This window comes from Arthrobacter sp. NicSoilB11 (assembly GCF_019977375.1).
Classification (GTDB): domain Bacteria; phylum Actinomycetota; class Actinomycetes; order Actinomycetales; family Micrococcaceae; genus Arthrobacter.
The window spans coordinates 2,053,983-2,066,509 of sequence record NZ_AP024657.1 but is presented as its reverse complement, the minus strand read 5'-3'; the positions used below and the strand labels follow the sequence as shown (position 1 = coordinate 2,066,509).

Genomic DNA, 12,527 nt, shown 5'->3' with positions numbered 1-12,527 from the left:
CCCGGGCCATGCCCGGGCTGCGGCTCTCCGGGCAGCAGCTTCCGGGAATGGCTACTTGGAGAAGTACGGAATGATCAGGTACAGCCCCACCAGGACAGCCAGGCCGCACAGGCCGAAGCAAGCATAAGCGAACGAGCGCTTCATGGCCGGGGACGTCTGTTCGGCGTCAGCGGCGATCGCCGTCAGCCGGACGCCGAGCGAGTAAAGGGTCACCACTGTTGCGGCAGCAACCAGCGTGGCGCCGGCAACGGTCAGGAGTTCCAACCACTTCATCGCCGATTCTCCTTGGGGTTGTTGGCTTTGGCGTCCGCCTTGGCTTTAGCTTTGGCTTCGGCCCGGGCGCGGGCCATGGCCTTCTTCTTGGCGAACCGGACAGCCTGGCCGGCTTCCTCCACCTCGACGGCGTTCTGGTGGCTCACGGAGGACTTGCGTGAGTAGAAGAACATGAAGAGCACCGCGGCGCTGCCGGCAATCGCGGCAATGAGCACGCCCACGACGCCGGTCTTCACCAGCAGGGCGGTCAGGGCACCGACGATGCCGGCGGCAGGCAGGGTGAAGAGCCATCCCAGCGCGATCTTGCCCACCATGTTCCAGCGGACGGTGGTCCCGCGGCGTCCCATTCCGGAGCCGATGACGGAACCCGAGGCTACCTGCGTGGTGGAAAGGGCGAAGCCAAGGTGGGACGAGGCGAGGATGGCGGACGCAGTGCTGGTCTCGGCCGCGAAGCCCTGGGCGGGCTTGACTTCGGTCAGGCCGGAACCCATGGTGCGGATGATCCGCCAGCCGCCGGCATAAGTACCGATGGCGATGGCGAGGGCGCAGGCGGCGATCACCCAAAGCTGGGGACCGGACCCGGGCGCCTGGCTTCCGGCGGCGATCAGGACCAGCGTGATGATGCCCATGGTCTTCTGGGCGTCATTGGTTCCGTGTGCCAGGGCCACCAGGCTGGACGTGAAGACCTGCCCCGTGCGGAAGCCGCCGCGCTTCTGGGTGAGCTTGGTGCCCGTCTCGGGATCGTGGCGTGACGTGAGGGCGTAGGCAAGGCGCGTGCAGACGTAGGCGGCAAGGCCTGCGATCAGCGGTGCGAAGACCGCCGGAAGAATGACCTTCTGAAGGAGCGTCTCAAGGTTGACGGAGTTGAACCCTGCGCCGACGATGGCCGCGCCGATCAGTCCGCCGAACAGTGCGTGGGATGAGCTGGAGGGCAAACCCTTCAGCCATGTGACCATGTTCCACAGGACGGCCCCCATCAATCCGGCGAAGATGATCTCCGGCGTGATCTGGACGCCGCCGGACCCTTCGCGGATGATGCCGCCGGACACTGTCTTGGCCACCTCTGTGGAAAGGAAGGCGCCCACCAGGTTCAGGACGGCTGCCAGGGCCACGGCTGTCCTGGGCTTGATGGCACCGGTTGCGATGGGCGTTGCCATGGCGTTCGCGGTGTCGTGGAAGCCGTTCGTGAAGTCGAAAAATAGTGCCAGTGCGATGACCAGCGCCACCATGAAGGTGATATCCACCTGTTGCCCAATCTGCAGAGTCGACGTTCAGCAGTTTCTCTTACCCGGCTGCCTTGGACAGCATAGTTCACCAGTTGTTTGCTTTGGAATGACTTGCGGCGATGGCACAACCGGCGGGAAACCTTATCGATCGTACGCGTACCGGGCAGGAGGTCAAAACACGGGCCCGGCCAGGAAAGAGCGGAGCACGTCCAGTTCCGCGGGCGTGATTCCCTGCCGCGGATGGGGCGACACCGTGAGGATGCGCCTGCCCAGGAAGCGTGCCCATGATTGTGCTTCAGCCTCGAACGCCAGCTGGTCATCCACCCACGCCACCGAGTCGGGTCCGGTCTTCTCGACGTCGCCCTGGATGGCCCGGAGCTTCCACCAGACGGCCCCGCCTGCTGCCCCGTCCGCGGCAAGGTATGGCCAGCCGCTGCCCGCAAGTCCGACGGCGGGACACAGGTATTGGGGCGCCAGCTCCTCCCAGCTGGTAAGCCAGACACAACGCAGCCCGGGCGTCATGGCCAGGGAGTTGAGCCCCGATACGAGTTCTGCGGCGAAGGTGACGGGCAACAGCCCAGCGTCGGCGCGCTGCCAGGCGGACCCCCAGCCGGTGGTTCCCTCCGGGCCGAACGGGCAGACCACGCCGTCGACATCCAAATAAAGCGTCCGCCGCACGCTGCACCTGCAGGGGCTTCAGCCCTGGTGGAACTGCGGCGGCCTGGGACCTGCATCCAGCGGCGGTGCGATTCTGCCCTCAAGGGCCGCCACTGTGACGTCCGGCAGGACGATGAGCCCGTCCAGCTCACGCCGGGCCCGCTTGTAGGCAGACTGCCGTTCGGCCGGGGTAGCCGCATGGTTCTCGGCAATCATGAGCAGTTTCCGTGCCACGGCAAGCCGTTCGCGTTCGGGGCCGCTGAACTTGCTGTCCCTGATCCGTATGGCTTCGCGCTCGGCCACATCCAAGGCCACCACGAAGTTGTTCACGGCCTGCCGGTAGGCGTCAAGGCCGGCCACTGATGTCAGGTCTTCGGCAGAGGGTGGCCGCAGGCCGTCGGCTTCCCGTTTGGCGCGCAGGAAGGCGACCGTGAGGGGTTCCCGGACGTCCGTCATGAGGGGAAAGTCAATGAGCTTTCCCACGTCGAGCTCATAGTCAAGCCATCGCCGGTTGGTGGCATCGTGGGTGGCCATGAGCGACTTCACGTCGGCCACCGACGCCCTGTCAGCTTCGCGTGCCTGGTTCTGGAGTTTGTCCTGGTTCTGGAGTTTGTACAGTTCGACCCGGCGCCGGTACCGGCGGTCGCCGGCACGCCGCCAGCCGCCTGCCCAGCGGCCGGCCACCGCCATCTGTGGAAACACCATCCACCACTTGTCGTACAGGAACTCCATGAGGGGCCTCACGCATCAATCCTCCCAGCCCGGGGGCCCGGCCTCAAGGCGCAGGGGCAGATCCATGCAGGCTGGCCGGCCCTCCCCCCTCCACGTCCTCAGGGTCCTCAGGGTGCCGGCGTGGCCTGCGATGCGTTGACGTTGACCAGCCAGGCGACTCCGTACCGGTCGGTGCACATGCCGAAGATGTCACCCCACGGCGACTTTTCCATGGGGACTGTCACCGCGCCGCCATCGCCGCTGAGCTGCTCGTAGTAGCCGCGAAGCTCCACTTCATCATCGCCGCTGAGCGAGATGGAGATGGCGGAACCCGGGTGGTACTCCATGCTGTTGGGGGTATCAGCGCCCATGAGGACCAGGCCCTGGGTGGTGGTCAGCATGCCGTGCATGATCTTTTCCGCTTCCGCAGGATCCTCGCTGGCCTGGAAGTCACCAAAAGTGCTGAGTGTCAGCTCGCCGCCGAACACCTGCTGGTAGAAGTTCAGTGCCTCACGGGCATTGTCCCGGAAACTTATGTAGGGATTGAGGATTGTTGGCATGGCAGGTTCTCCTTCACAGGGGCCGGAACTGCTTCGGCCGGAACGCGGGCAGACAACATCCTGCCCTATCCGGCCGCCACCCGGTAGGGGAAGTCTCCCCTGTTCATCCCGTGTTCCGGGGTTTGAATGTCAGGGGACGAAACTGTTTCCGTGTCGAGGCATATCCCGCAGGAAAGGGTGCGGCGCGGGCCGCGGGAACGTAGGCTCGGGGCATGGCCCGATTCTTTGATGTGCATCCCCAGGACCCCCAGCCGCGCGCCATCGCGCAGGCAGTGAACATAATCCGCGACGGCGGCCTGATCGCCTACCCCACGGATTCCTGCTACGCGCTGGGGGCGCAGATGGGCAACCGGGAGGCGCTGGACCGGATCAGGAGCATCCGGCACCTGGACGACAAGCACCACTTCACGCTGGTCTGCCGCGATTTCGCGCAGCTGGGCCAGTTTGTGAACATCGGCAACGACGTGTTCCGCAGCATCAAGTCCGTTACCCCGGGCAGCTACACCTTCATCCTGCCCGCCACCAAGGAGGTTCCCAAGCGCCTGCTCCACCCCAAGAAGAAGACGGTGGGCGTGCGGATTCCGGACAACCGCGTGGTCCAGGCGCTGCTCGCCGAACTGGGCGAGCCGCTGCTGTCCAGCACGCTGCTGCTGCCGGACGAGGAAGAGCCGCTGACCGTGGGGTGGGAAATCAAGGAGCGGCTGGACCACCAGGTGGATGCCGTGATCGACGCCGGGGACTGCGGCGCAGAGCCCACCACCGTGATTGATTTCTCCAGCGGGGTGGCCGAGGTGGTCCGGCGTGGCATGGGCGACCCGTCCCGCTTCGAATAAACCTGCTTCGAAGTAACCCGGGCCGCACCTGCGGTCCCGGGGCACTTTGGCGGCGCCGCCGTCGTAATTTCCGACGGCGGCCGCCGTGTCCGTGCCAAAGTGCCCCGTTTTGGAGGGCGCGGGTCAGTCGTTGTTGGCGTCAGTCTGCTTTTTCGCCCGGCTGGGCTGGACCCGGGGCGGTTCGCCCGGCATCTTGGGGTAGTCCGGCGGGAAGGGCATCTCCCCCAGGCCGGCTTTGCAGTCGCGGTCCCACCATTCCAGCAGCGTGTCGATGTTCCCGGGCTTGGCGTTGAAGCCAGCCCAGGGGTCTCCCACCGTCTTCAACCGTTCCGGAACCGTGAGGATGGTGAAGTTCTTTGGATCCGCGTGTTCCAGTTCCTCCCAGGTGATGGGGCAGGACACGGGGGCGTGCGGCAGGGCCCGCGGGCTGTAGGCGCCGGCGATGGTGCGGTCGCGGTTGGCCTGGTTGAAGTCCAGGAACACCCGTTGGCCGCGTTCTTCCTTCCACCACGCCGTGGTTACTTTGTCCGGGATCCGGCGCTCCACTTCCCGGGCAGCGGCGATGACCGCGTGCCGGACGTCCAGGAATTCGCGTGTTGGTTCGACGGGTGCGTAAACGTGCAGGCCGCGGTTGCCGGACGTTTTGATGAAGCAGGTGAGGCCTGCCTCGGCGAGGACGTCCTTCAGCACCAAGGCGGCGGGAACGGCGTCGTCGAAGTCCGTGCCCGGCTGCGGGTCAAGGTCGATCCGCAGCTGGTCCGGGTTGTCCGTGTTCTCCGCCCGGGAGGGCCAGGGGTGGAAGACCACGGTGTTCATCTGTACGGCCCAGACGGCAGCTGCCGGTTCGTCAAGGACCAGCTGGGGGTGGGACCTGGCGCTCGGATACACCACCTTGACGGACCTGATGAAGTCCGGCGTGCCTTTTGGCGGGTTCTTTGAGAAGAACATCTCGCCTTCGATGTTGTCCGAGTACCGCTGGAGGGACACGGGCCGGTCCCCGTTGGCGGCGATGAATGCCTCCCCCACGTCGCAGATATACCTGGCGAGGTCCAGCTTGGTCAGGCCCAGGTCCGGCCAGAGGACGCGGCTGGGGCTGGAGATGCGCATTTCGCGCTCGCCGTTGGGACCCGGGACAGTGATGGTGGTCTGTTCGCTCGCCATGGGGACAACGTACACCCGGCCGCCGGCAGACACCGGCATATCCGCCGGCCTCCGGCATGATGGAGCCATGCCCTCATCCGATCAGCAGCTCATGGTCGCCGTCGGTGACGCCTCGTTTTCCGCCGTCTACGCCCGTCCCGGGAAGCCCACCGCCACCGTGGTGGTGGCGCATGGTGCCGGTGCCGGCAAGGACCATCCGTTCCTCCGCGGCTTCAGCGACGCCCTGAACGGGCTGGGCCTGGCCACCCTGCGCTTCAATTTCCCGTACCTGGAGGCAGGGCGGAAGTTCCCCGACCGCCCTCCGGCTGCCATCGCCGCCTGGCGGGCCGCCATGGACACAGCCCGCGCCCAGGCGGAGGCCAACGGCGACAGCGGCCCCGTCTGGGCGGCGGGCAAGTCGTTCGGCGGCAGGATGGCGTCCATGGCCGTTGCCGACGGCATGGAGGCCACAGGCCTGGTGTACCTCGGCTACCCGCTGCATGCCCCCGGCAAGCAGGAGAAACTCCGGGATGAGCACCTGTACGGGATCACGGCGCCGATGCTGTTCCTGCAGGGAACGCGCGACACGTTTGCCACGCCCGACATCCTGGCGGGCGTCGTGGCCCGGATTGGATCCAACGCGGTCCTGCAGTGGGTGGAGGGCGGTGACCACTCCTTTGCCGTGGCGGGAAACAAGCGCCCCGCCGATGAGGTGGGTGCGTCGCTGGCGCTTCCGGTGGCGGAGTTCATCGCCGGGCACGGCTGACGCTGCTAGGCAGCGTCCTCGTGCCACCAGCCTTCCCAGGCGGCGGAGGTGAGCCGGCCTTCCGGGAACGTGCCGGTGTCGGTGTTGCGGGACCCGCCGGCCTCACTGCGTCGGCCGTCCAGCAGGAGGTTGAGGCTGTTCAAGAGAAACATGGTGTGTCCTTCCGTAGGGGAATGCGGACCACGTTGTCCGCGTACTTAAGAGCGTAGGGAAGGCATGTTTCAGCACGTCGACGCGACGTTTCGGCTGTGTATCGGAGTTCTCACGCAGCCTTCCCCGGCCGGAAAGAATCGGACGTGGTTTCAGTTCCGCTTGTTGGTCCGTGCCGTGGCGGGAGCCGACCAGGGGTCCTCCGGCCAGGGATGCCTGGGGTAGCGGCCCCGCATTTCGGCGCGCACCTGGGTGTACGGGCCGGACCAGAACGATGTGAGGTCGCCGGTGACCGCCAGCGGCCTGCGGGCCGGGGACAGCAGGTGGAACAGGACCGGGACACGGCCGCCCGCCAGGCGCGGGGATTCAACCAGCCCGAAACACTCCTGCAGTTTCACCGCCACCACGGGCGCGGCGGAGTCCCCACCTGGTTCCGGGTAGTCGATCCTGACGCGGGAGCCGCTGGGGACCTCCAGGTTTTCCGGCGCAAGCTCGTCCAGCCGGGCCGCTTCGGGCCAGGGCAGCAGCCGGCGCAGGGGGTGGGCCAGGTCGATTGAGGTGACCGGTTTCCCGGCCGCCAGGTCTTCCAGCTCGGGCCCCAGCCACTCTTCCAGCCGCCCAAGCAACGCCCCGTCCGACACATCAGGCCACGGCGCCCCCACCTCGCGGTGCAGGAAGGCGAGGCGGCGCCGCAAGGAGGCCGCCGCCGTCGACCACGACAGGGCGCCAAGGCCGCTTGACCGCAGCGCGGCTTGCACGGCCCTCCTGCCCTGTTCGGCGGTGGGGCGCACGGGGGTTACGGAGAGTACGACCGCTCCCAGCCGCCTGGTCCTGCGCGCGCTCAGCCGGCCGCCGCTGAATTCCGCGTCCACACTGTCGGACAGCAGGTGGGACGCCGCCGCTTCGGCAATGCCAAGGGTGATGGGGGCTGCGGCGCGGATCACGGCGCCCGTACCGGCCGCGTCCCTTCCCTCGGCGCGGGACACGTCGGCCACGGCCAGCCACTCGTGGCCTGACAACGTGCTGCCTGCCGGCAGCCCTGCCCTGGTCCCGGACGTCAGCAGGTACTGTCCGGCGCCGTCGCTGCCGGGCACGCGGCGGGCCACGCGGTCGGGAAAGGCGAGCGCGACGACGGCGCCCGCAGCTTCGTTTCCAGCGGCAAGGATGGCGGGAGGGGCCGTGGCGCCGTCCTGTTGCCGACCCGCCAGGGCGCCCAGCCGCCTGGACTCGTCCGCCCAGCGCCTTCCGGCCGGGCCTGTGTCGGCTTTGAGCTGGGCCAGCAGGCGGGTCAGGTCCGCTCCGGGTGCGCGGTGGTCCCCGGAGAGCGCGGCTACCACCCCGGCGGCGAACCGGTGTCCGGTGGAGGTGCCGCCGTCGAGCAATGCCCGGGCAAGCCGTGGATCGGCGGGGATGCCGGCAAGGGCGCGGCCCGTTGCAGTCACGTTGCCGTCACCGGACACTGCGCCCAACTCCCGGAGCACCTCGACGGCGTCATCCATTGCCTGGCCGGGCGGTGCGTCCGGCAAGGCAATCCCCTTCCCCCGGGGCGCGCCCCAGCAGGCAAGGGTCAGGGCGGCGCCGGTCAGGTCCGCCACCTTGATTTCCGGCGTCACGTGGGCGGGAGCGGCACCATATGCGTGCTGCGAGTAGCAGCGGACCACCGTCCCCGGGCCTTGCCGTGCGGCACGCCCGGCCCGCTGGTCGGCTGACGCCCTGGAACAGGACACGGTAACCAGCCCGCTCATGCCGCGGCCTGCGTCCCGCCGCGGTTCCCGGGCCAGTCCGGAGTCTATGACCAGCCGGACGCCGGGCACTGTCAGGGAGGACTCGGCAAGATCGGTCGAGACGATGATCCGCGGGAGGTCCCCGGGACCACGCCCCGCCACTGCCCTGTCCTGCTCGGCTGTCCCCACCTGGCCGTGAAGTTCCAGCACGTCAACACTGCTGCCCAGCCGGCTGCGCAGGACCGCTGCAACGTGCGAGACCTCCCTGGCCCCTGGCAGGAACACGAGCGCGTCCACGGACCCGTCGGCCGCAACGGCACGTTCATGGGCGTCCGCGGCTGACGTGGCCACATAATCCAGGAAGGTGCGCGCCACTCCCCTCGCGTCCAGCCGGGCGGCGGGCGCCGGGAGCCACTGCACGTCCAGTGGATGGTTGACGGAGGGGCAGTCGACGACGGGTGCGGGCCCGGCGCCCTCGTCATCCCCCAGCAGGGCTGCGAACCGGGGCGCGTCCAGGGTTGCGGACATGGCGACGACGGCGAGGTCGCCGCGCAGCGCACGGACCTCAGCGAGCATGCCGACCAGGAGGTCTGTTTCCAGTCCCCGCTCGTGCACTTCATCCAGGACGACGGCGGCAGTGCCCTCCAGCCCGGGATCTGCCAGCAGGCGTCGCAACAGGATGCCCGGGGTGACGAACTCAATCAGGGTGTCCGGGCCCGCCTGGCGTTCCCCGCGGACGGTGTAGCCCACGCGGCCAGCCATCCGGCTGCGGTCGAGCGCAGAAAGGCGCCGGGCGGCGGCACGGGCGGCAACCCGCCGCGGCTGGGTGACGACAACGCGGCCCCGCCGGCCGTGAAGGTTCGCCAGCAGGGGCGGTACGAGGGTGGTCTTTCCCGTTCCCGGCGGTGCCTGCACAACGGCGGCACCCGGGATACCATCACTTCCCAGTGCCTCCCGCAAAGCGGAAAGGGATCCTTCGAAGGCGAGTCCGGCACCGAGCGCCCGGAGGTCGAAGGCGTCGGCGGCGGGGCGGCCCTCAGGAGGATTCATCCATCCATTCTCCCTTGGCCGGGGAGCTGTTTGCCGCTGCGGTCAGGGCTTGCCCTGGCCTTTGCCCTTGCCTTTGGCTTCCTTCGCGGTGTCCTGATGCTCCGGCCCGGGGGCCTGCGGAGCGGAGTCTTCCGGGACCGGCGCCGGAGCGACGGCCGGAACGGCGGGTTCCACGGGAGCGGCTTGGTTCTGCCCGGTGCCGGCAAGGGCAGGGTCTGGCGAAACGGCGCCCGGCGCTGTGTCAGGGGATGCTGCCGCGGAGGCTGCTGCCACCTGCGTGGCGAGATCTGTCCGGACCACCGACAGTGCATTCTCGATGCTCCGGTACCGCGATGCCGAAAGCCGGCCATTTGCTGCCGCATCGCCCAGGTCCTTCTCGAGGGCCTGCAGGGCAGCCAGCGCCCCATCCATCCTGTTCTCGGCGGCGGCCTGGCTGATACTCAGCACCCGGATCTGGAAACCGCGCAGGACGTTTTCGTCTGCATCCCCGGAACGGATGCCGGAGGCGCCGGCAACCAGCGCCGCCGCAACGACGGCGCAGCACAGGAGCATCAGGGCACGGACTCCGCGGCGACGCCGGGGTGCGGGATGCGGTGCGCGTTGCTCAGGAGTCAGCACCGGGTCCGCCGGTGCCTGCGCCTCAAGCGGCATGCCTGCCCCGCAGCGGGACTGAGGAGGCGGTCCGGACGGGGAGTACAGTCACGGAGGCGAGCTCCGCTGCCGGGGGTGCCACGGGAGCGCTCCGCCGCTGGGATCCTGGCCGGGCCAGGAGATACCGGATGCCGAAGCGCAGTGCGGTGGCGAACAACAGGCCGATCCCCACTCCGAGGAGCACGTGCCCGGCCAGATAGTGCTGTGCGGCTCCCGGGCCGCGTTCTGCCGCCACCGCCGCACCGCCAACGGTCAGCACCAGTGACAGGGCCGTACCGAAAATTGCGCCCATAGCTCCTGCTCCCATCCCATTTAATCAGCAAGCTTACTAGTAATGCTCAGCAAGCTTACTACTGGATGGAGCTAAAGCAAGGGCAGGGAGGCGGGGTCCCGGGGGGCATCGGCAATGCCCGGTGGATTGGGCGCGCCAGTCAGCCGGCCGCTTCGAGCAGGCGCTCCGCGGGGGCGAGTCCTGCATACCGGCCCTTGAAGAACAGCAGGGGTTCGGCGTCGTTCCGGGCACTGAGGTGCCGCACGGCAGCCACCGCAATGGTGTGGTCGCCGCCGTCGTATTCTGCATGGAGTTCGCAGTCCAGCCAGGCGAGCGCGTCATCCAGCACCGGGTTCCCCAGGGGCGAGGATGCGTGGCTGACGCCGGCGAACTTGTCCGTCCCCGAGCGCGCGAACTGGCCCGCGAGGTGCTGGTGTTCGGCCGGAAGGATGTTGATGGTGAAGGACCCGGCCCTTCTCAGTGCAGGCCAGGTGGTCGATGTCCGCGCCGGGCTGAAGGTGACCAGCGCCGGCTCCAACGAAAGGGATGCGAAGGACTGGCAGGTGAACCCGGTGGGCCCATCGGGGGTGGAACCCGTAATGATGGTCAGGCCGCTGGCAAACGTGCCGAAAATGTCCCGGAGCCGGCGCGGAGCAAGATCTGAAGTGACTGTCATGGAAATGGCCTCTCATCTGGATCGTTACCTCACCAAACCATCAGCAAATCGGCTCATTCAAGCCGCCTGAAACGCACCGACCCGCGGCGAAACGAATTGTCATGCCCGTACTTCCGGCGTCATCGGCGCGTGGCTTCAGGGACGCTGACGTGTCGTTGTTTGACGCAACAGAAGGACGTAACCAGCACTGGCCGGTCGGGACGGCCCCGGTTAAGGCCGCAGGTCCAGCGCGGCCAGCAGCCGGCGGACCGAGCCGCCCAGGTTCCACTCGACGCCCAGCTGCTCCAGTTCCGCGCGCCGGTCGCCCGTGACGGGCTGCAGGCGGGCGCCCGCCTGGTCCAGGGTGGGAAGCTCCAGGTTCCGCACCAGGCGTACGACGGCAGGGGCTGCTTCCAGGTACGCGGAGGCAGCGGAGAGCTTGGCCCGGACAGGTGCCGACACGCCCGTGCCCGGCTCGTCAGCAGCCGCCAGCAACCCTTCGAGGGTTCCGTACTTCAGCAGCAGCGACGCTGCCGTCTTCTCGCCGATGCCCGCCACTCCGGGCAGGCCGTCGGAGGCGTCTCCGCGGAGTGTGGCGTAGTCGGCATACTGCTGGGGCAGCACCTTGTATTTGGCCACCACGGTTTCTTCCGTGATGACTTCGAGGTTCTTCATGCCGCGGGCGGTGTAAATCACCCGGACAGCCCGTTCGTCGTCGCACACCTGGAAGAGGTCGCGGTCACCCGTGACCACGTCCACCGGGAAGCCGGCATGGCTCGCATAGGTGCCAACGACGTCGTCGGCCTCGTGGTGTGCCGCGCCCACAATGGCGATGCCGGCCAGCTCCAGCACGCGGCGGATCATCGGCAGCTGCGCCTGGAGGCCCTCCGGAACCACCTCGATGTCGGCGCCGCCGGAAACTGCCTCGGCCACCCGGTGGGCCTTGTAGGTGGGGATCAGGTCCACCCGCCACTGCGGCCGCCAGTCGTCGTCCCAGCAGGCCACGAGGTGGGTGGCGTGATACTCGGTGCTGAGCCTGGCGATCATGTCCAGCAACCCGCGGACCGCGTTGACCGGCGTTCCGTCCGGGCGGCGGATGCTGTCCGGCAGGCCGTAAAAGGCGCGGAAGTACAGGGAGGCAGTATCGAGCAGCATGAGTCGCCGGGGCATACCTTGATCCTGACACGGAATCGGCCGCCTGGGCAGCAGCCGCTGGCTGTTGCCGAGGGTGTTACGGTTCGCCGGTGAGCGGCGGGCGGTCGATGACGCGGGGGATGTACTCGAGCAGCTGCAGGCGTCCGTCGAAAATCCTGCTGTCCACCATCTCCAGGGCGACGTCCGGATAGCCGTCATAGATGCGTTCACGTCCGGTACGCCCGGTGATCAGGGGGAAGACGACCAGCCGGAACCGGTCCACTAGACCCGCTGCCACCAGGGAACGGCAGAGGCTGAGGCTGCCGAGGGTGCTTAAGAGTTCGTCGTGGGTCCGCTTCATCTGCCGGACGGCCTCGACCGCGTCCCCGGCCACCAGTTCGGAGTTCGGCCAGCGGAGGGGTGCGGCCAGGCTGGAGGAGAACACCACTTTGGGAACGGCGGCAAGACCCGTCAGGGAGGTGCTTTCGTCCTGCGAATATCCCGTGCCCCCGGCGGCAGCATCTTCCGACATCCCCGACATGAGGCGGTAGGTGTTGGCCCCCATCAGGTAGGTACGGTCCCCTCCGGCCTCCTGCTGCAGCCAGGCCAGATATTCAGGACCTTCCAGGCCCCACCAGCCAGGCCATCCCTCGCCCGAGGCGAAGCCGTCCAAGGTGATGATCATGTCCACCATCAACTGGCTCATGGCGGCCATGGTATTCCCGC

The 12,527-nt window shown here is 67.9% G+C and carries 15 protein-coding genes; 2 read left to right on the top strand and 13 right to left on the bottom strand.

Features of this window, described 5'->3' with window-relative positions; genetic code table 11:
* Positions 1-51: 51 nt before the first annotated feature.
* The 5 genes from LDO14_RS09540 to LDO14_RS09520 all read right to left on the bottom strand — a co-directional run bounded on the left by LDO14_RS09540 (position 52) and on the right by LDO14_RS09520 (position 3,427).
* Positions 52-273, bottom strand: a complete 222-nt coding sequence (locus tag LDO14_RS09540) for a hypothetical protein (protein ID WP_018770979.1) — start codon at positions 271-273, stop codon at positions 52-54.
* On the bottom strand, positions 270-1,517 hold the full coding sequence (locus LDO14_RS09535) for an inorganic phosphate transporter (protein WP_018770980.1): 1,248 nt from the start codon (positions 1,515-1,517) through the stop codon (positions 270-272). The genes LDO14_RS09540 and LDO14_RS09535 overlap by 4 nt, the downstream gene beginning before the upstream one ends.
* A 153-nt stretch (positions 1,518-1,670) precedes the next feature.
* Entirely contained in the window at positions 1,671-2,177 is a 507-nt protein-coding gene (locus tag LDO14_RS09530) for an HAD domain-containing protein (RefSeq protein ID WP_056390203.1), read from the bottom strand.
* A gap of 18 nt (positions 2,178-2,195) precedes the next feature.
* Positions 2,196-2,900, bottom strand: a complete 705-nt coding sequence (locus LDO14_RS09525; RefSeq protein ID WP_223995046.1) for a hypothetical protein — start codon at positions 2,898-2,900, stop codon at positions 2,196-2,198.
* Positions 2,901-2,995: 95 nt separating this feature from the next.
* Positions 2,996-3,427 (bottom strand): VOC family protein, encoded by a 432-nt coding sequence (locus tag LDO14_RS09520; protein WP_134165377.1) that lies wholly within the window; start codon positions 3,425-3,427, stop codon positions 2,996-2,998.
* A 212-nt stretch (positions 3,428-3,639) separates the two neighbouring features.
* Between LDO14_RS09520 and LDO14_RS09515 the strand changes: the two genes are divergently transcribed.
* The gene (locus LDO14_RS09515; RefSeq protein ID WP_134165378.1) at positions 3,640-4,260 is read left to right on the top strand and encodes an L-threonylcarbamoyladenylate synthase; all 621 of its coding nucleotides are present in this window, start codon (positions 3,640-3,642) and stop codon (positions 4,258-4,260) included.
* A 123-nt stretch (positions 4,261-4,383) separates the two neighbouring features.
* Here the strand turns inward: LDO14_RS09515 and ligD are convergent, their stop codons facing one another.
* Complete coding sequence (gene ligD / locus LDO14_RS09510; protein ID WP_223995044.1) at positions 4,384-5,421, bottom strand: non-homologous end-joining DNA ligase; 1,038 nt, start codon at positions 5,419-5,421, stop codon at positions 4,384-4,386.
* A 67-nt stretch (positions 5,422-5,488) separates the two neighbouring features.
* Between ligD and LDO14_RS09505 the strand changes: the two genes are divergently transcribed.
* Complete coding sequence (locus tag LDO14_RS09505) at positions 5,489-6,166, top strand: alpha/beta family hydrolase (RefSeq protein ID WP_018770986.1); 678 nt, start codon at positions 5,489-5,491, stop codon at positions 6,164-6,166.
* A gap of 5 nt (positions 6,167-6,171) precedes the next feature.
* On the opposite strand, the gene LDO14_RS09500 is transcribed toward LDO14_RS09505, so the two are convergent.
* From LDO14_RS09500 to LDO14_RS09470, 7 genes are all read right to left on the bottom strand, one after another.
* Positions 6,172-6,318 carry a hypothetical protein gene (locus LDO14_RS09500; protein WP_018770987.1) on the bottom strand — a complete coding sequence of 49 codons (147 nt, stop codon included), beginning with the start codon at positions 6,316-6,318 and terminating at the stop codon, positions 6,172-6,174.
* 150 nt (positions 6,319-6,468) lie between these two features.
* The gene (gene hrpB, locus LDO14_RS09495; RefSeq protein ID WP_223995042.1) at positions 6,469-9,090 is read right to left on the bottom strand and encodes an ATP-dependent helicase HrpB; all 2,622 of its coding nucleotides are present in this window, start codon (positions 9,088-9,090) and stop codon (positions 6,469-6,471) included.
* Positions 9,091-9,132: 42 nt separating this feature from the next.
* Positions 9,133-9,741, bottom strand: a complete 609-nt coding sequence (locus tag LDO14_RS09490; RefSeq protein WP_223995040.1) for a hypothetical protein — start codon at positions 9,739-9,741, stop codon at positions 9,133-9,135.
* Entirely contained in the window at positions 9,731-10,033 is a 303-nt protein-coding gene (locus LDO14_RS09485; RefSeq protein ID WP_223995038.1) for a hypothetical protein, read from the bottom strand. The genes LDO14_RS09490 and LDO14_RS09485 overlap by 11 nt, the downstream gene beginning before the upstream one ends.
* A 139-nt stretch (positions 10,034-10,172) precedes the next feature.
* Entirely contained in the window at positions 10,173-10,688 is a 516-nt protein-coding gene (locus LDO14_RS09480) for a flavin reductase family protein (protein WP_018770991.1), read from the bottom strand.
* Positions 10,689-10,898: 210 nt separating this feature from the next.
* Positions 10,899-11,837 (bottom strand): 5'-3' exonuclease, encoded by a 939-nt coding sequence (locus tag LDO14_RS09475; protein ID WP_223995036.1) that lies wholly within the window; start codon positions 11,835-11,837, stop codon positions 10,899-10,901.
* Between the two features lie 61 nt (positions 11,838-11,898).
* Positions 11,899-12,507 carry a dihydrofolate reductase family protein gene (locus tag LDO14_RS09470; protein ID WP_056390802.1) on the bottom strand — a complete coding sequence of 203 codons (609 nt, stop codon included), beginning with the start codon at positions 12,505-12,507 and terminating at the stop codon, positions 11,899-11,901.
* Between the last annotated feature and the right edge of the window lie 20 nt (positions 12,508-12,527).

Bases quoted from the DNA above. Each gene is read 5' to 3' on its own strand.
- ligD (WP_223995044.1), bottom strand. From the start codon at position 5,421: ATGGCGAGCGAACAGACCACCATCACTGTCCCGGGTCCCAACGGCGAG.
- LDO14_RS09500 (WP_018770987.1), bottom strand. From the start codon at position 6,318: ATGTTTCTCTTGAACAGCCTCAACCTCCTGCTGGACGGCCGACGCAGT.
- LDO14_RS09470 (WP_056390802.1), bottom strand. From the start codon at position 12,507: ATGAGCCAGTTGATGGTGGACATGATCATCACCTTGGACGGCTTCGCC.
- LDO14_RS09490 (WP_223995040.1), bottom strand. From the start codon at position 9,741: ATGCCGCTTGAGGCGCAGGCACCGGCGGACCCGGTGCTGACTCCTGAG.
- LDO14_RS09505 (WP_018770986.1), top strand. From the start codon at position 5,489: ATGCCCTCATCCGATCAGCAGCTCATGGTCGCCGTCGGTGACGCCTCG.
- LDO14_RS09515 (WP_134165378.1), top strand. From the start codon at position 3,640: ATGGCCCGATTCTTTGATGTGCATCCCCAGGACCCCCAGCCGCGCGCC.
- LDO14_RS09540 (WP_018770979.1), bottom strand. From the start codon at position 273: ATGAAGTGGTTGGAACTCCTGACCGTTGCCGGCGCCACGCTGGTTGCT.
- LDO14_RS09480 (WP_018770991.1), bottom strand. From the start codon at position 10,688: ATGACAGTCACTTCAGATCTTGCTCCGCGCCGGCTCCGGGACATTTTC.
- LDO14_RS09475 (WP_223995036.1), bottom strand. From the start codon at position 11,837: ATGCCCCGGCGACTCATGCTGCTCGATACTGCCTCCCTGTACTTCCGC.
- hrpB (WP_223995042.1), bottom strand. From the start codon at position 9,090: ATGAATCCTCCTGAGGGCCGCCCCGCCGCCGACGCCTTCGACCTCCGG.
- LDO14_RS09485 (WP_223995038.1), bottom strand. From the start codon at position 10,033: ATGGGCGCAATTTTCGGTACGGCCCTGTCACTGGTGCTGACCGTTGGC.
- LDO14_RS09520 (WP_134165377.1), bottom strand. From the start codon at position 3,427: ATGCCAACAATCCTCAATCCCTACATAAGTTTCCGGGACAATGCCCGT.